This is a genomic window from Pseudomonas sp. WS 5010 (genome assembly GCF_012985565.1).
Classification (GTDB): domain Bacteria; phylum Pseudomonadota; class Gammaproteobacteria; order Pseudomonadales; family Pseudomonadaceae; genus Aquipseudomonas.
In genome coordinates this window covers 102,592-119,470 of record NZ_JAAQWQ010000007.1, presented here as the reverse complement: position 1 = coordinate 119,470, position 16,879 = coordinate 102,592, and the positions used below count along the sequence as shown (strand labels likewise).

Here is a 16,879-nt window from a genome sequence, read left to right as displayed (position 1 = left end):
CCGTCGGCGATGACGCTGGCGGCCTGAGCTGCTAGCGTTGCGCTCTTTGAGGATTGCCGGGACGGTTTGATGCAGTTGGGACGATGGATACACACCAGCGCCATGCTGGTGGGCGTAAGCCTGTTGTTGGGTGGCTGTGCCAGCCCTTCGAAAACCGGCGAGCAGGCGCTGGAGCAATTGCTGGCCGATCCGGCCCTGGCCGGGGCCAGCGTTTCGTTGATGGTGCGTGACGCCCGCAGCGGCAGCACGCTGTACCAGCACAACCCCCGCACGCGGCTGGTGCCGGCCTCCAGCCTGAAACTGCTGACCACGGCGGCGGCCATGGATGTACTGGGCCCGCAGTATCGGTTTTCTACGCAGTTGCTGAGCACCGGCAGCCGACAAGGCTCGCGCCTGCTGGGCAATCTGTACCTGCGAGGCCTGGGCGACCCGACGATCCAGTGGGCGGATTACCAGGCCCTGGCGGCGAACCTGGCCGCGCAGGGCATCCGGCAGATCGAGGGCGACCTGGTGTTCGATGACAGCTGGTTCGACGCCGAACGCCTGGGTGTGGATTGGGCCCACGACGACGAAGACAAGTATTACGGCGCGCAGATTTCCGCACTGACCGTGTCGCCCAATGCTGATTTTGATGCGGGCACCTTGATCGTCACGGCCAAGGCACCCATGGCGGTCGGCCAACCGCTGGGCGTCACCCTCAGCCCGCCTACTGATTATGTGCAACTGAGCAACCTGGCGCTCAGCGGTCCGGGCAACAGCTATGGGCTCAATCGCCAGCATGGCAGCAACCTGCTGCGCCTCAGTGGCACGCTGACGCCGGGGACGCAAAGCCGGCAATGGGTCAGCGTGTGGGAGCCGACGCAACTGGTGGCCAATCTGTTCGCCCAGGCCTTGGCGCAGCAGGGGATCAGCGTGCAGGGTCGGCGCGTGATCGGTGGTGTCAGCCCGGCCACCGCCACGGTGTTGGCGACGCACCAGTCGGCGCCGTTGCAGGAGCTGATCCGGCCCTTGCTCAAACTGTCCAACAACAGCATGGCCGAAGCGTTGCTCAAGGCCATGGGACGTCAACAGGCCAACGCCGGCACGGCGGCGGCCGGGGTTGCGGCGGTGGCTGACTTTCTCAAGCGCCAGGGCCTGGACCCGGCAACATTAAGCCAGGTGGATGGCTCGGGTTTGTCGCGACGTAATCTGGTGTCGGCGCAGAACTTCACCGACCTGTTGCTGGCCATGGGCAAACAGCCATGGTTCAACGCCTGGTACGACGCGCTGCCCATCGCCGGTAACCCGGATCGCCTCGGTGGCGGCAGCCTGCGTTACCGCCTGCGCGGGACTGCGGCGCAAAACAACCTGCAGGCCAAGACGGGGTCGATGGGTGGGGTGTCTTCGTTGACGGGCTACATCACCGATGCGGGTGGGCGGCGGTTGGTGTTTTCGATGCTGACCAACAACTATGTGGTGGAGGGGAGTCGGATCAAGGCGTTGGAAGATCGAGTGGCCGTGGTCCTGGCGCAAAGCCGCGATTGAACAATGTGGGAGCAAGCCCGCTCCCACAAAATCCCATGCCCTATTAGTTCTGTGTCAAGGCAACTAGGGTCGGAACGCCTGCCGATATTCCCCCGGTGTCGCTCCCATCGCCTGGCGAAACCGGTTGGTAAAGTGGCTGGCACTGGAGAACCCGCATGCCAGGGCAATCTCCCCCAGCGGCATTGACCCGCTGCGCAACAGGGCCTGGGCCTGCGCGAGGCGGCGGGTCAGCACATATTGGTGGGGCGGCAGGCCAAAGCTTGTGCGAAACATCCGCGCAAAGTGGTATTCCGACAAGGCGCACAGCCCCGCCAGTTGCCCCAGGCTGATCGGCTCGGCCAGTTGCTGCTCGATGTAGTCCACTAACTGGCGGCGTTGATGCGCCGCCAATCCGCCCTTGAGCCGCAAGCCTTCGCGCAGGCCGACCTGGCTGAGCAGGGTGTGGCTGAGCATTTCATGGGCCAGGCTACTGGTCAGCAGGCGTTCGGCGGGTTCCTGCCAGTTCAGCCCGATGAGTTGGTGAAAGCGCCGGGCTTGCTGCGGGTCTTCCAAAAATGTGCTTTCGCGCAGTTGCAGCGCCCGGGGTTCGCGGTCCAGCAGGGTGATGCAACCCAGGGCAAATTGCTCTGGGCTGAAGTACACGTGGGCCAGGCGGATCTCGCCGTTGATCACCCAGGCCGACTGATGTTCGGCGGGCAGGATGCACAATTTATCGGGGCCGCCCTTGGTGCCGGGCTGGCCACGGCGAAATGTCTCGGTGCCGCCGCCCACGTAGCAGGACAGGGTGTGATGGCTGGGCGCTTCGTAGTCCTGGGAGTCGTGGTGGTTGCTCCACAAAGCCGCAGACAAGCCGTCACCGAGCTCGGCGCACAGCTCAAGGCGAGCGTTGGGCGAACTGTTCAGGGCTTTGAAGACTTGTAGGTTTTCCAGTGCAGGCATGGGGTTCTCTCCGACGCCTTGCATCCTACTCCCGGCGGCCGGCGCTGTGATCCCTCGGCCCGACAAAAGCGCAAGAATCTGCAAGTGCCTGGCAGCAAGGCGGGGTGAAACTGTGGCTCAACCACCGGAGTGCGCCATGAACCTATCTTTGTATTTACTGACCGTGCTGATCTGGGGCACGACCTGGATCGCCCTCAAGTGGCAGTTGGGCGTGGTGCAGATTCCGGTCTCCATCGTCTATCGCTTCGGCCTGGCGGCGCTGGTGCTGTTTGTGTTGCTGCTGCTCAGCCGCAAACTGCAGGTGATGAACCGCCGTGGGCACCTGATCTGCCTGGCCCAGGGCTTGTGCCTGTTTTGCGTGAACTTCATGTGCTTCCTCACGGCCAGTCAGTGGATCCCCAGCGGCCTGGTGGCCGTGGTGTTCTCTACCGCGACGTTGTGGAATGCGCTGAATGCCCGGGTGTTCTTCGGCCAGAAAATCGCGCGCAATGTATTGCTGGGCGGTGGCCTTGGTTTGCTGGGCCTGGGGTTTTTGTTCTGGCCCGAACTTGCCGGGCACACCGCCAGCCCCGAGACACTGTTGGGCCTGGGCCTGGCGCTGTTGGGGACCCTGTGTTTTTCGGCGGGCAACATGCTGTCGAGCCTGCAACAGAAAGCCGGGCTCAGGCCGTTGACCACCAACGCCTGGGGCATGGCCTATGGCGCGTCGATGCTGGCGCTGTACTGCGTAGTGCAGGGCATTCCATTTGAGATGGAGTGGAACACCCGCTACATCGGCTCGTTGCTGTACCTGGTGATCCCCGGGTCGGTGATTGGCTTTACCGCCTACCTGACCCTGGTCGGCCGCATGGGCCCGGAGCGGGCGGCGTATTGCACCGTATTGTTCCCGGTGGTGGCGCTGAACGTCTCGGCGCTGGTCGAAGGCTACCAATGGACCGCCCCGGCGCTGGCCGGGTTGGTGCTGGTGATGCTGGGGAATGTGTTGGTGTTTCGTAAGCCCAGGGCGGTTGCAGCTGTGAGCCCGCTTTTTCAACCGAAGCAAACCTAATGTGTAAGAAGATCTAATGTAGGAGCTGGCTTGCCTGCGATAGCGGTGAATCAGCAATGCCTATGCTGACTGACCCACCGCTATCGCAGGCAAGCCAGCTCCCACAGGGTGATTCGCGTTACTTCAGGCCCAGGCGCTTGGCCATGCGCCCCAGGTTGGCGCGGTCCAGGCCCAGTTCGCGGGCGGCGCTGGCCCAGTTGTGCTGGTGGCGCTCCAGGCAAGCGCCGATGACTTGCCTCTGGTAGTGCGCGGTCGCCTGGCGCAGATCGCCGGTCACCGGTGCGAGTTCCACGGGCGCTTCGATCAATGGCGCAGATTCATTGGGTAGGTCGAGGTCCTTGGCACTGAGGCTGAGGATCTTCGGCCGCTCGCGGCAATTGCCCAGGGCCTTCAGCGCGCTGCGGCCAATCAAGTGTTCCAGCTCTCGTACATTCCCGGGCCAGCCATAGGCCAATAACGCCGCCTGGGCATCGCTGGTCAGGCGCAGGCTGCCCAGGCCCATGCGCGAGCGGTTCTGTTCAAGGAAAAAGCCTGCCAGCAGCAACACATCGCGCCCGCGTTCACGCAGGGCCGGCACTTGCAGGGGGTACACGCTCAAGCGGTGATAGAAGTCGGCGCGGTAGCGGCCGTTGCGTACTTCCTCGGCGAGATCGCGGTTGGTGGCGGCGATCAGGCGCACGTCCACTTGGTGCTCCTTATCCGAACCGAGCCGCTGCAACTGCCCGCTTTGCAGGACCCGCAGCAGCTTGGCCTGGACCGTCAGCGACAACTCACCCACTTCATCGAGGAACAGGGTGCCGCCATTGGCTAATTCAAACTTGCCCCGACGCTCATTCAGCGCGCCGGTAAACGCGCCGCGCACATGGCCGAACAGCTCGCTTTCCACCAGGGTTTCCGGGAGGGCGGCGCAATTGAGGCTGATCAACGGTTTCTCGGCGCGGGGCGAGGCCGCGTGGATGGCCTGGGCCACCAGCTCCTTGCCAACCCCGGTCTCGCCGGTGATCAACACGGTCAGGTCGCTGCCGCCCACCAGTTTGATTTCTTCCACCAGGCGTTTGTGGGTCTTGCTCTGGCCGATCATTTCCTTGTGCTGCTGGCCGCTGGCCTGGCGATAGATTTCCGCGCGCTGGTGTTCGTCCTCGGCACGCAGGGCCAGGTGTTCCATGCGTTCGGCCACATTGACCGTGGCGGCGGCGAGGCTGGCGAAGGCCTGCAAGGCGTCCAGTTCGACGCGCTCGAAGCGTTCGGTGTCGAGGGCATCCAGGGTCAGCAGGCCCCAGGGATGATCGTCGACAAACAGCGGGCAGCCCATGCAGTCGTGGACTTCCAAGTGCCCGTGCAGGCCATCGACCAGGCCGTCGTAGGGGTCGGGCAGTTCGCTGTCGCTGTCGAAACGGGTCGGGCCGGGGCTGCTCAGCAGCACGGCAAAGCGCGGGTGTTCGCTGATCTTGAAGCGCCGGCCCAGGGTGTCCGGGCTCAGGCCGTCCACGGCCAGCGGCACCAGCCATTCGCCGTCCAGGCGCAACAGCGCGGCGGCGTCGCAGGGCAGCAGGGTGCGCATGGCTTGCAGCAGGCGTCGGTAACGTTCGCCTTCCGGCAGTTCGCGGGACAGGTCAGCCACCAGTGGCAGCAGGGTGGTGAGCAGGGAGTGTGCAGTCATAATGACTCCTTGTAGTCCTAATGACTATAAAGTGTAGGAGGTCATATTGACTACTTATAAATTAACTCACTGATAAATATAGGTTTATTAGTTGGCACGAATACTGAGTGCTACAGGGTAATCAGTCAGAAGCCCCAAAGGCTCAGGAGTCTCCCCATGCTTAGCGTTCAAGACCGTGCCATCGTCAAGTCCACTGTGCCGCTGCTGGAAAGCGGTGGCGAAGCCCTGATCACCCACTTCTACCGCATGATGCTGTCCGAATACCCCGAAGTGCGCCCGCTGTTCAACCAGGCCCACCAGGCCAGCGGCGACCAGCCCCGTGCCCTGGCCAACGGCGTGTTGATGTACGCGCGGCATATCGACCAGTTGGACCAGTTGGGCGACCTGGTGGCCAAGATCATCAACAAGCACGTGGCCCTGCAAATCCTCCCGGAGCACTACCCGATTGTCGGCAACTGTCTGCTGCGGGCGATTTCCGAGGTGCTGGGTGACGAAATCGCGACCCCAGAAGTGATGAGCGCGTGGGGCGCGGCCTATGGTCAGTTGGCCGACATCCTGATCGGCGCAGAAAGCGCGATCTACGACGAAAAAGCCCAGGCCGTTGGCGGCTGGCGCGGGGCGCGCCCGTTTTTGCTGGTCAAGCGTGTGGAGGAGAGCAGTGAAATCATCTCCCTGTACTTTGCCCCGGTGGACAACGGCCCAATCCTCGCTGCCGAGCCCGGCCAGTACATCGGCCTGAAGCTGATCCTCGATGGCGAAGAAGTGCGCCGCAACTATTCATTGTCGGCGCGCACCGACGCGGGCCTGTACCGCATCAGTGTCAAGCGCGAAGCGGGCGGGCGCGTGTCCAACTATCTGCATGATCAGATGCATGTGGGCGCGACCATCGACCTGTTCCCGCCATCGGGGGAATTCACCCTGGTGCCCAGCGACAAGCCCTTGGTGCTGATCAGCGGCGGGGTGGGCATCACTCCCACCCTGCCGATGCTGGAAGCGGCGCTGGCCACCGAGCGCCCGGTGCACTTTATCCACTGCGCGCGTAATGGCGGCGTGCATGCGTTTCGTGATTGGGTCGATGCCCTGGCTGCACGTCATCCGCAATTGCAGCGCTTTTACTGCTATGCCGAAGACGACGGCATCAGCCCGGCGGCGGACAAGCTCGGCATGCTGACCCAGGAGCAACTGGCGGCGTGGTTACCTGAGGAGCGTGATGTGGATGCCTACTTCCTGGGGCCTAAGGGCTTCATGAGTGCGATCAAGCGTCACCTCAAGGCTTTGGGTGTGCCTGAGAAGCAGAGCCGGTATGAGTTCTTCGGGCCGGCGGCGGCGCTGGAATAAGCGGCCGCTCTTCAGCACCGTATTGGCGTCTTCGCGAGCAAGCCCGCTCCCACAATTTGATGTGTGAATACATTCAAATGTGGGAGCGGGCTTGCTCGCGATGAGGCCCGAAAGACCACCACATTAATGTGTCGTTAACCCGCCTGCGCCTAAGATGCCGACGCCTACTGCTAAATTTTCACCTCCTGTGTGTAAACTTGCGGCCATTGGCACACCCATCATTAGGCAAAGGGAAACGGGGATGATTGACGAAATGCGGTTGGGGCGGGAGCGGCGCTTCCTGGTGTTGCTGGGGATCATCTGCCTGGCGCTGATCGGTGGCGCACTCTATATGCAGATAGTGCTGGGCGAAGCGCCATGCCCGCTGTGCATCCTGCAGCGCTATGCCTTGCTGCTGATTGCGCTCTTTGCCTTTATCGGCGCGGCCATGCGTACCCAACGCAGTGTCACGATCTTTGAAGTGCTGGTCGTGCTCAGCGCCCTCGGCGGTGTCGCTGCCGCCGGGCATCATGTGTACACCCAGTTCTACCCGGCCATCAGTTGCGGCGTCGATGTGCTGCAGCCGATTGTCGATGACCTGCCCCTGGCGAAGATCTTCCCCCTGGGCTTCCAGGTCGATGGTTTCTGCAGCACGCCATACCCGCCGGTGCTGGGCTTGTCCCTGGCGCAGTGGGCGCTGGTGGCGTTCGTGTTGACGGTGATCCTGGTGCCCCTGGGCATTTACCGCAATCGCAAGCACAGCGCTTAAATCGTCCTACAAAACGCCCCGGTCCTGCTGATGCAGGCCGGGGCGTTTTTGTGTGCGGGGATTTTGTGAAAGGACCGTGACGCCGGACAAGATTGGCGGCGCGCAACGTGCGACACGTTGTCACACTGAGGGCGTCGCAGGACGTTTCCCACCCCGCGCCAGGGCGCTTAATCGACCATTGGTCGGGGGCTGCTGCCTGTCACTTTCCACCCCGGCCGACCCCGCGCACGGCGTGCTCTCGAGAACTTCTGGTGATCGGCGAATGCCTTGTTTTTAGCGGGCTTGCCTGGGGTTTGGCGACCCTGAAAGGGGCCTTGAGGTGCGACACATTAGGCAATAACACAGCATTTTTTGTGGTTTTTGTTGAGAATCAAACGCGATAGGATCCCGAACCTTTGCAACAATGGCGCAGGATTATTGCTGGAATCGATAAAAATTATTTCTTTATAAGTCATGGTTTATACATCGCTAGCTAACTACAATCGCCCGCACTGAGTGTCCGGTGCTGCTCAACCCTGAGCAAATAGGGCGGTCGAGAGGCGAAAACATTGCTTCATGCGACCCCAGGTGCCGGCAGCCTTTCAACTATCCGCACCAAATGGAATTGGTCTGTAACAAGGCCTTTGACCAACGAAATCGAATAAGAATTCACCGCCAGACCTGGACGTGTCGATCAGCGCATGAAGCGCCGGGCAGGCCCTTATTCAATCGAAGAGAAATGCCAACCCTTGGCAGGGTGAAGTGTTGGCGATCAAAACCCAACTGCATTGCGCAAGCTGCTTTAGAGGTCGTGAGATGAGTAAAAACAGGTACACCCGATTACTAGGCATAGTGCCGCTTTTCGGCATGTTATTGCTGGGAGGCTGCAACTGGACGCTGCTCGACCCTGTGGGTCAGGTCGGCGTGGAGCAACGTAACCTGATCATCACGGCCACTTTGCTGATGCTGTTGGTCGTGGTGCCGGTGATCGTGATGACCTTCGCGTTCGCCTGGAAATACCGCGCGTCCAACACCAAGGCCACCTACGCGCCGAAGTGGTCGCACTCCACCAAGATCGAGATCGCGGTGTGGCTGGTACCTGTACTTATCATCATCGCCCTGGGTTACATCACCTATAAGTCGACCCACGAGCTGGACCCTTACCGTCCGCTGGAATCCGACGTGCCGCCAATCACTATCGAAGTGGTCGCGCTGGACTGGAAGTGGCTGTTCATCTATCCCGAGCAAGGGATCGCCACCGTCAACAAGATCGTGTTCCCGGCCAACACCCCGATCAACTTCAAAGTGACCTCGGATGCGGTGATGAACTCGTTCTTCATCCCGGGCCTGGGTGGCCAGATCTACGCGATGGCGGGCATGCAGACCAAGCTGCACCTGATTGCCAACCAGAACGCCGAGCTCGACGGTATCTCCGCCAACTACAGTGGCGCGGGCTTTACCGGCATGAAATTCAAAGCAATCGCCACCACCCAGGAAGACTTCAATGCCTGGGTACAAGAAGCCAAGAGCTCACCAAAACAGCTTGAAAAAGCTGAATACGAAGCCCTTGCCAAGCCAAGCCAGAACAACCCTGTAGAGCTGTACTCCTCGTACACGCCGGACCTGTTTCAGAAAATCATCGATAAGTATGAAGGGATGAAACCAGGCAAGCCGGTCAAGCACGAGAAGAAAGAAGTGGCTGCTGTGGAAGGGACGGACGCAAATTCGCATTCAGCTGCCGGGGCAGAGGAGTAAACGATGTTTGGTAAATTAAGTTGGGAAGCGGTCCCATTCCACGAGCCGATCGTGATGGTGACCATCGCCATGATCGCGCTGGGTGGTCTGGCGCTGTTTGCGGCAATCACCTACTTCAAGAAGTGGACCTACCTGTGGACCGAGTGGCTGACGTCGGTCGACCACAAGAAAATCGGCGTGATGTACATCATCGTCGCCATGGTCATGCTGCTGCGTGGTTTTGCCGACGCCATCATGATGCGTACCCAGTTGGCCATGGCCACCGAGGGTTCGCCTGGCTACCTGCCGCCTGAACACTATGACCAGATCTTCACCGCCCACGGTGTGATCATGATCATCTTCATGGCGATGCCTTTCTTCACCGGCCTGATGAACCTGGCAGTGCCGCTGCAGATCGGTGCGCGTGACGTTGCGTTCCCGTTCCTCAACTCCCTGAGCTTCTGGCTGCTGGTTTCCGGCGTCGTGCTGATCAACCTGTCCCTGGGCGTCGGCGAATTCGCCAAGACCGGTTGGGTTGCCTATCCGCCGTTGTCGGGGCTGCAATACAGTCCGGGCGTGGGGATGGATTACTACATCTGGGCGCTACAGCTATCCGGGCTGGGTACGACGCTGACGGGGGTCAACTTCCTGGCCACCGTGCTGAAAATGCGTACCCCAGGCATGAAGCTGATGGACATGCCGATCTTCACCTGGACCTGCACCTGGGCCAACGTCCTGATCGTGGCTTCGTTCCCGATCCTGACCGCTACCCTGGCCCTGCTGACGCTTGACCGTTACATGGATTTCCACATTTTCACCAATGAACTTGGTGGCAATCCAATGATGTACGTGAACCTGTTCTGGGCATGGGGTCACCCTGAGGTGTACATCCTGATCCTGCCAGCGTTCGGTATCTTCTCCGAAGTGATCTCGACCTTTACCGGCAAGCGCCTGTTCGGTCACCACTCGATGGTCTACGCCTCGGGCGCGATCTCCGTACTGGGCTTCATGGTCTGGCTGCACCACTTCTTCACCATGGGTTCGGGGGCCAGCGTCAACGCCTTCTTCGGCCTGGCGACGATGCTGATTTCGATCCCGACGGGGGTGAAGCTATTCAACTGGCTGTTCACCATCTATCACGGCCGCCTGCGCTTCACCAGCCAGGTTCTGTGGACCCTGGGCTTCATGGTGACCTTCGCCATCGGCGGCATGACCGGCGTACTGCTGGCCATCCCGGGTGCTGACTTCGTGCTGCACAACAGCCTGTTCGTGATCGCGCACTTCCACAACGTGATCATCGGTGGTGCGGTATTCGGCTACATCGCTGGCTTCAGCTTCTACTTCCCGAAAGCGTTCGGCTTCAAGCTGCACGAAGGCTGGGGCAAGGCTGCATTCTGGTTCTGGATCACCGGCTTCTTCGTCGCGTTCATGCCGCTCTACGCACTGGGCTTCATGGGCATGACCCGTCGTCTGAACGCCACTACCAACCCTGAGTGGGTGCCGTACCTGTACGTCGCCATGTTCGGTGCGGTGATGATCGCTGTCGGTATTGCCTGCCAGTTGATCCAGCTGTACGTGAGTATCCGTGACCGCAAGCAAAACGCCTGCGACTCCGGCGACCCATGGAATGCACACACCCTGGAATGGTCGACTTCGTCGCCACCGCCGTTCTACAACTTCGCCGTGCTGCCTAAGGCCGAGACCATCGATCCGTTCACCGAAGCCAAGGAAAACGGTACTGCGTACCAGCGTCCTGTGCGCTACGAGCCGATCCACATGCCGAACAACACCGCCACTGGCGTGGTGATGGGCGCGCTGTTGACGGTCTTCGGTTTCGCGATGATCTGGCACATCTGGTGGCTGGCCATCGCAAGCCTGGCTGGCACCGTGATCTATTTCGTGATCCACGCGGCTCGTGATGATCAAGGCTACATGGTGCCGGTCGACGTGATCGAGCGCATCGAAGCCGAGCAGCACGCTCGCCTGGTAGCCGAGAAGAAGATTCCGGCCAACCGTGTTGAAACCTCGTTGGAACAGGCTTAAACCATGTCGAACTTAGTGACCAATGCTGGACACGCCCATGTCGATGACCATGGGCACGATGACCATCACCACGACTCGGGCGAGATGACCGTATACGGTTTCTGGCTCTACCTGATGACCGACTGCATCCTGTTTGCATCGATCTTCGCGGTATACGCGGTACTGGTAAACAACGTAGCGGGTGGCCCATCGGGCCACGACATCTTCGAACTGAATTACGTACTGGGCGAAACCGCCTTGCTGCTGTTCAGTTCGATCACCTACGGCTTCGCCATGCTGGCGTTCTTCCGTGGCAACAAGGCGGGCGTGCTGAAGTGGCTGGGCCTGACCTTCCTGCTCGGCCTTGGCTTTATCGCCATGGAGATCAACGAGTTCCACCTGCTGATCTCCGAAGGCTACGGCCCTAGCCGTTCCGGCTTCCTGTCGGCGTTCTTCACCCTGGTCGGTACCCACGGTCTGCACGTCACCGCCGGTCTGATCTGGATGGCGATCATGATGTACCAGGTCAACAAGCATGGCCTGACGTCGACCAACAAGACCCGCCTGAGCTGCCTGAGCCTGTTCTGGCACTTCCTGGACGTGGTCTGGATCTGCGTCTTCACCGTTGTCTACTTGATGGGGACTCTGTAATGGCTAATGCACACTCCCATGACAGCCATGATGCGAGCCACGGCAGCGTAAAGTCTTACGCTATCGGCTTCATCCTGTCGGTGATCCTGACGATCATCCCGTTCGGCCTGGTGATGTACCCAACCTTGCCGAAGGCCACGACACTGGCCATCGTGCTGTTGTTCGCGGTGATCCAGGTGGTTGTCCACCTGTATTACTTCCTGCACCTGGATCGCTCCCAGGCCCAGCGCAACAACGTGATTGCGTTTGTGTTCACGGCCATTGTGATCCTGCTGCTGGTCGGCCTGTCGTTGTGGATCATGTTCAGCATCCACACCTACATGATGGCGAAGTGAGGTAAGACCCGATGTCGCTCAAGCACTTTATCCAAATCACCAAACCGGGGATCATTTTCGGTAACGTGCTTTCTGTGGCAGGCGGTTTCTTCCTGGCCTCCAAGGGGCATGTCGATCTGGCCATCTTCCTGGCGGCAATGATCGGCACTTCCCTTGTTGTGGCATCCGGTTGCGTGTTCAACAACTGCATCGACCGTGACATCGATATCAAGATGGAGCGCACCAAGAATCGTGTGCTGGTCCAGGGCCTAATCTCCCTGAAACTGGCACTGATCTTCGCGACCGTCCTCGGTGTTGCCGGCGTGGCATTGCTGTACACGGTGGCCAATCCGCTGGCGGCGTTGTTTGCCGTGATCGGCTTTGTCATCTACGTCGGCCTCTACAGCCTGTACCTCAAGCGCAAGTCGGTTCACGGCACGCTGGTGGGCAGCCTGTCGGGGGCGATGCCGCCGGTGATTGGTTATGTCGCTGTGACCAATAGCTTCGACATGGCTGCGCTGGTGCTGCTGGTGATGTTCAGCCTGTGGCAGATGCCGCACTCCTACGCCATTGCGATCTTCCGTTTCAACGATTACCTGGCGGCTTCGATTCCGGTATTGCCGGTCAAGCGCGGCATCCAGGTGGCGAAGAAACACATCCTGCTCTACATCCTGGCCTTCCTCGTGGCGACCTTGATGTTGACCTTCAGTGGCTACGCCGGCATGAGCTACCTCGCCGTCGCCGCGGCCATGGGCATGTACTGGTTGTACATGGCCTGGACCGGCTACAAGGCGGTGGATGACACTGTCTGGGCGCGCAAGTTGTTCGTCTTCTCGATCTTCACCATCACGGCCTTGAGCGTGATGATGTCCCTGGATTTCCAGGTGCCGAAAGAGTTGCTGCTGACTTACGCCCACTGAGTTGGGATGCAATGAAAAGCCCCGCCTTCGAGAGAAGCGCGGGGCTTTTTTGTGGGGGTGGTTTGGTATGAGTACATATCCATTTCTGCGGTAACGGCGGCCTAGGGTTCCGCCCTGACGGCGGCTCACTTTGGAAAAGCCCCAAAGTAAGCAAAGGGCTCTTGCCCCACCACTCGGTGCCTCGCCTAGGCTCGGCATGCCCGCAGTCAGGCATTGCTCCGTGGGCCCGCCGCGATCGGCCATCCATGGCCGTGTCGCGGCTACCCCGGCATCCATGCCGGGGTGCCCACTGCGCAATACCTGCCTGCGGCCATCGTGGTTTAACGGGGCGCCTGAGATCAAAAGCAACAGCAAAACCAGAGCGCGGAGCTGCTTACCTGTGGGAGCGGGCTTGCTCGCGAAAGCGGTGTATCAATCAACAAATAAGTGACTGACACTGCGCATTCGCGAGCAAGCCCGCTCCCACATTTAGAGGGGGGTAGGGCTTATTGCTGGGCGATGCTGTAACCGTCAAACGCAGTCTGCTGTTGCAGCGCGGTGACGATGCTCTTGCGCGTCAAAGGCTGCTCGACACCGGAGTTATCCACAAAGCTCTCACTCTCAAGCTCCGCTTCATCCCCTTCGCCCACAAAGCTGAACCCCAGGAACTCCAGCGCCTCGCGGTCGACATTGAGCTTGGAGCGCGGCGTGCGCAGCGGCAGGGTCACGCTGATCCCGTCCTTGCTGATCACAAACACTTCCAATTCCTTCTTCGCCCGCGCGGCCTTGCCCTTGCCGGCGCTCGGGTTGCTGATGGCCTGGTGGGTCTGGTTCAGCACCTTGAGCGCCAGGCCATACACCAGTTCCTGGAACTCGGGGTCGTCCTTGAAGCTGGACAGGATGCGGCTGATCGAAAACTTGCTGCTCAGGTCTTCCAGGGCGGCGTTGTCGGCCGCTTCGGCGTCCTTGAGCTGTTTGAGCTGGCCCATCAGGTCGTAGGCCTGGTCATCGTCGAAGGCGTCGTGGGCCTGGCGGATGGCGATGCGCAATTCGCGGATCTGGTCGCTTTCCTTGGAGGTATGGAACGCGTCCAGCACCATTTCACTGATGTTCTTGGCCGCTGGCACATGCTGTGAAAGATTGATGGCGTTTTCGTATTCAGCTTTGGATTGCAAGGTGACTACGGATTCTTCAGTACGGGAATCGGACATTGAAATTTCACTACTTCTGTAAGCGGGGAGACGAAAAAGCGTCGGGCATTTTCAAGGGCCAGGGTAGCAAGGTCAAGGCGGCACTCTGCCTTCATCGTCATCCGCGTCTACAGGCCCTGTATCTCTTGCAGTTGTGTCTCCAGCCGCTCCCGCAGCTCGCTGCCACGTCGGGCGATGAACACCAGTTGCGATGAATCCTGCGCATGCTCGCCGCCGGCCAGGGTGAACTGGCTGCGGTTGCCCACATGTTGCAACCAGAAGGGTTGGTCGTTGCCCTGTAAATGCACCAGGCCTTTGAGGCGGAACAAATCCTTGGGCAGTTGCCCCAGCCAATCGCGCAGGGCTTTGGCCGGCAGGGCCTGGGTGCCCTGCCAGGTCCAGCTTTCGAACAGTTCGTGGTGCGGCGCCGGCACCGGCGTCAGGCCGTTGCGTGGGTTGCGTTCGCCCAGCAGCAGGGCGTCGGGGATCTGCGCCTGAACGGTACTGATCACCCGCGTACGCGCTCCGATCTCGGTGCGCAGGCGCTGCAGTTCGGCGGCGCTGACCAGGTCGGCCTTGTTCAATAGCACCAGGTCGGCACACGCCACCTGGGCCCTGGACAAGCGCGCGAATTCACCTTCCAGGGTGCTGTAGCCGCTGGCGTCCACCAGGGTGATCACCGTATCCAGGTACAGGTGCGCCTTGAGTTGTGGATAACCCAGGGTTTGTACAATGCGTTGCGGGTCGGACACGCCGCTGCACTCGATCACGATCCGATCCAGGCGTGGGCGCATCTGGCTCAGGCTCACCAGTTGCGCCAGCAGGTCCTCTTGCACGGTGCAGCAGATGCAGCCGTTCTGCAGGCTGAACACGGCGTCGGTGACTTCGGCGATGATCGCCGCATCGATATTCAGCTCGCCGAAGTCATTGACGATCACCGCCATGCGCCCATGTTGCGGCTGCTGGGCGATACGGTTGAGCAGGGTGGTCTTGCCTGCGCCGAGAAAGCCCGAGACTACCGTGACCGCAATACGCTCGCTATTCATTCGATCACCGGCGGCAGGCCTTGCCACACGGCTTGCAGCGCCGTGCCTTCAAAAGTGTTGAGGCGGTCGTACACCGGCCGCCCATCGACCAGGGTCAGCAGCACCTGGGTCTGGTGGATGTAGTTGCGCGCGGGCTGGGCGAACAGGTCGCGGTCGATCACGATCAGGTCGGCGCACTTGCCCACCTCCAGGCTGCCGGTGGAGTGCTCCAGGCCCATGGCGTGGGCGCCGTTGAGGGTCGCCACTTGCAGTGCCTGCTCCAGGGTGATCGGCTCGCCGAAGCAGTCCGGTTCCTGGTTCCAGGGGTTTTGCCGGGTGACCATGGTTTCCAGGGCCAACCACGGGTCAATCGAGGCCACCGGCCAGTCGGTGCCCATCACCGCCAGGCCGCCTTCGGCCAGCACGCCTTTGAAGTCGTAGATGCGCTTGAGGCGCTCGGCGCCGTAACCTGAGCGGGCGCCGCTGGCAAACGGCGTCGGGTACCAGGCAGCCGGGGAGAACTCGGCGATCACGTTCAGCGCCTTGAAGCGCTTGAGGTTGCCCGGATGTAGCAGGGTGCTGTGGGCACATTGGTGACGAATGCCGCTGTCACCGTTGACCCGCCGCGCCTCGGCTACCGCATCGAGAAATACATCGGAAGCGCCGTCGCCGGTGCAATGGGCGATCACCCGCAGGCCGCGCCGGTCCATGTCCACCACCATGTCGGTGATATGTTCCGGGGTCAGGTTGAGCTTGCCGCGCCAGGTGGAGTCGGCTGCCCAAGGGGTCATCAGGTACGAAGACTTGGGCTCCACGGTGCCGTCGAAGTGGAACTTCACCGCGTTGGCGTTCAGCCGCGCGCTGCGATAGTAGTGACGCTCGCCGCCGAGCAATTCCCAACGCCGGCGCACCGGGAAGATGTCGTCCTGCCAACTGATCGCGGCTTCCACGCGCAGGCTCAATTCGCCCGCGTCGTCCAGCTCCTTGAGGGCGTCCAGGCGTCGCTCGCAGACGTGAACATACTTGGTCGCGGTAACGCCACGCGAGCTCTGGAAATGCACGCCGTCGCGATAGGCCCGGCGCAGCACCGCCACCGGGGTCGGCGGCATGGCCGCGTGGATCAGCGCGTAGGCGCCGTCGATCATCAGGCCGTTGGGCTCGCCGCTGAGTTCGTCGCGCTCCATATAGCCGTTGCGCGGGTCGGCGGTGTGGCGGTCGATGCCGGCTAGTTTCAAGGCGCAGGAGTTGACCATCATGGTCCCCCACATACGGTCCAGCAGCGCCACCGGGCGGTCCGGCATGATGCTGTCGAGCCACTCGCGCCCTGGGGTCAGGCCGGCTTCGCGGAAGGTATAGCGCACCCAGTACTGGCCGTAGATCCAGCCGTCGCCTGGGTGGGCATCGGCGTAGGCGTGGATCGCTGCCGCCAGTTGTTCGGGGGTGGGATCTTCGATGCCCACGTCCAGGTCATCGCTGTAGCGTGGCGCCAGGGCGAGGTCCGGATGGGTGTGCATGTCGTGCAGGCCGGGCATGCAGAATGCGCCCAGCAGGTCGTGCTGGCGGGTCTGCGGGCCGATCAGGTGTTGCAGGTCGGCGAGTGTGCCGACTGCGATAAAACGTCCCCCGCGAATCGCCACCGCATCGGCCCATGGCTGGGCCGGGTCGAGGGTGTAGAAACGGCCGTGGTGCAACACCAGGTCAGCGTGCTCGCCGACAACGGAGTGGGTGGAAGTGAATTGGTCGGAAGCGGTCACGGGGGAAACCTCAATATTCAGAAGCGGCGACGATCAAAGGGTGGGAGCTGGCTT

General features: G+C 61.1%; 14 protein-coding genes and 1 pseudogene. 9 read left to right on the top strand and 6 right to left on the bottom strand.

All coding sequences use genetic code 11. From position 1 onward, the window contains the following. Positions 1-69 precede the first annotated feature (69 nt). Positions 70-1,524: a D-alanyl-D-alanine carboxypeptidase/D-alanyl-D-alanine-endopeptidase gene (gene dacB / locus HBO11_RS23655; protein WP_169954926.1), complete on the top strand. Its 1,455-nt coding sequence runs from the start codon at positions 70-72 to the stop codon at positions 1,522-1,524. Between the two features lie 63 nt (positions 1,525-1,587). Here the strand turns inward: dacB and HBO11_RS23650 are convergent, their stop codons facing one another. After that, positions 1,588-2,463: an AraC family transcriptional regulator gene (locus tag HBO11_RS23650; RefSeq protein ID WP_169954927.1), complete on the bottom strand. Its 876-nt coding sequence runs from the start codon at positions 2,461-2,463 to the stop codon at positions 1,588-1,590. 136 nt (positions 2,464-2,599) lie between these two features. Here HBO11_RS23650 and HBO11_RS23645 point away from each other — a divergent pair, with 136 nt between their 5' ends. Beyond that, complete coding sequence (locus tag HBO11_RS23645) at positions 2,600-3,511, top strand: DMT family transporter (RefSeq protein ID WP_169954928.1); 912 nt, start codon at positions 2,600-2,602, stop codon at positions 3,509-3,511. A gap of 118 nt (positions 3,512-3,629) precedes the next feature. On the opposite strand, the gene norR is transcribed toward HBO11_RS23645, so the two are convergent. Next, positions 3,630-5,171 (bottom strand): nitric oxide reductase transcriptional regulator NorR, encoded by a 1,542-nt coding sequence (gene norR, locus HBO11_RS23640; protein ID WP_169954929.1) that lies wholly within the window; start codon positions 5,169-5,171, stop codon positions 3,630-3,632. A 156-nt stretch (positions 5,172-5,327) separates the two neighbouring features. On the opposite strand from norR, the gene hmpA reads away from it, so the two are divergent. Then, positions 5,328-6,509: an NO-inducible flavohemoprotein gene (hmpA, locus tag HBO11_RS23635; RefSeq protein ID WP_169954930.1), complete on the top strand. Its 1,182-nt coding sequence runs from the start codon at positions 5,328-5,330 to the stop codon at positions 6,507-6,509. 241 nt (positions 6,510-6,750) lie between these two features. Next, positions 6,751-7,257, top strand: a complete 507-nt coding sequence (locus HBO11_RS23630; RefSeq protein ID WP_169954931.1) for a disulfide bond formation protein B — start codon at positions 6,751-6,753, stop codon at positions 7,255-7,257. 553 nt (positions 7,258-7,810) lie between these two features. Here the strand turns inward: HBO11_RS23630 and HBO11_RS28815 are convergent. After that, positions 7,811-8,025 (bottom strand): annotated as a pseudogene (locus HBO11_RS28815) (hypothetical protein). Between the two features lie 27 nt (positions 8,026-8,052). On the opposite strand from HBO11_RS28815, the gene cyoA reads away from it, so the two are divergent. The 5 genes from cyoA to cyoE are packed head-to-tail and all read left to right on the top strand — an operon-like array spanning position 8,053 to position 12,877. After that, positions 8,053-8,991 (top strand): ubiquinol oxidase subunit II, encoded by a 939-nt coding sequence (gene cyoA / locus HBO11_RS23625; RefSeq protein WP_029300208.1) that lies wholly within the window; start codon positions 8,053-8,055, stop codon positions 8,989-8,991. 3 nt (positions 8,992-8,994) lie between these two features. Then, positions 8,995-11,013 (top strand): cytochrome o ubiquinol oxidase subunit I, encoded by a 2,019-nt coding sequence (cyoB, locus tag HBO11_RS23620; RefSeq protein ID WP_057444528.1) that lies wholly within the window; start codon positions 8,995-8,997, stop codon positions 11,011-11,013. 3 nt (positions 11,014-11,016) lie between these two features. Then, positions 11,017-11,643 carry a cytochrome o ubiquinol oxidase subunit III gene (cyoC, locus tag HBO11_RS23615; protein ID WP_038446230.1) on the top strand — a complete coding sequence of 209 codons (627 nt, stop codon included), beginning with the start codon at positions 11,017-11,019 and terminating at the stop codon, positions 11,641-11,643. Further along, positions 11,643-11,978 (top strand): cytochrome o ubiquinol oxidase subunit IV, encoded by a 336-nt coding sequence (gene cyoD, locus HBO11_RS23610; RefSeq protein ID WP_029300215.1) that lies wholly within the window; start codon positions 11,643-11,645, stop codon positions 11,976-11,978. The genes cyoC and cyoD overlap by 1 nt, the downstream gene beginning before the upstream one ends. 11 nt (positions 11,979-11,989) lie before the next feature. Next, positions 11,990-12,877 carry a heme o synthase gene (cyoE, locus tag HBO11_RS23605; protein WP_029300217.1) on the top strand — a complete coding sequence of 296 codons (888 nt, stop codon included), beginning with the start codon at positions 11,990-11,992 and terminating at the stop codon, positions 12,875-12,877. Between the two features lie 485 nt (positions 12,878-13,362). Here the strand turns inward: cyoE and HBO11_RS23600 are convergent, their stop codons facing one another. The 3 genes from HBO11_RS23600 to HBO11_RS23590 all read right to left on the bottom strand — a co-directional run bounded on the left by HBO11_RS23600 (position 13,363) and on the right by HBO11_RS23590 (position 16,825). Continuing rightward, positions 13,363-14,067 carry a hypothetical protein gene (locus HBO11_RS23600; protein WP_169956220.1) on the bottom strand — a complete coding sequence of 235 codons (705 nt, stop codon included), beginning with the start codon at positions 14,065-14,067 and terminating at the stop codon, positions 13,363-13,365. Between the two features lie 107 nt (positions 14,068-14,174). Then, positions 14,175-15,092, bottom strand: a complete 918-nt coding sequence (locus HBO11_RS23595; protein WP_169956222.1) for a GTP-binding protein — start codon at positions 15,090-15,092, stop codon at positions 14,175-14,177. Continuing rightward, entirely contained in the window at positions 15,089-16,825 is a 1,737-nt protein-coding gene (locus HBO11_RS23590) for an amidohydrolase (protein WP_169956224.1), read from the bottom strand. Before HBO11_RS23590 ends, HBO11_RS23595 begins: the two co-directional genes overlap by 4 nt. Positions 16,826-16,879 lie beyond the last annotated feature (54 nt).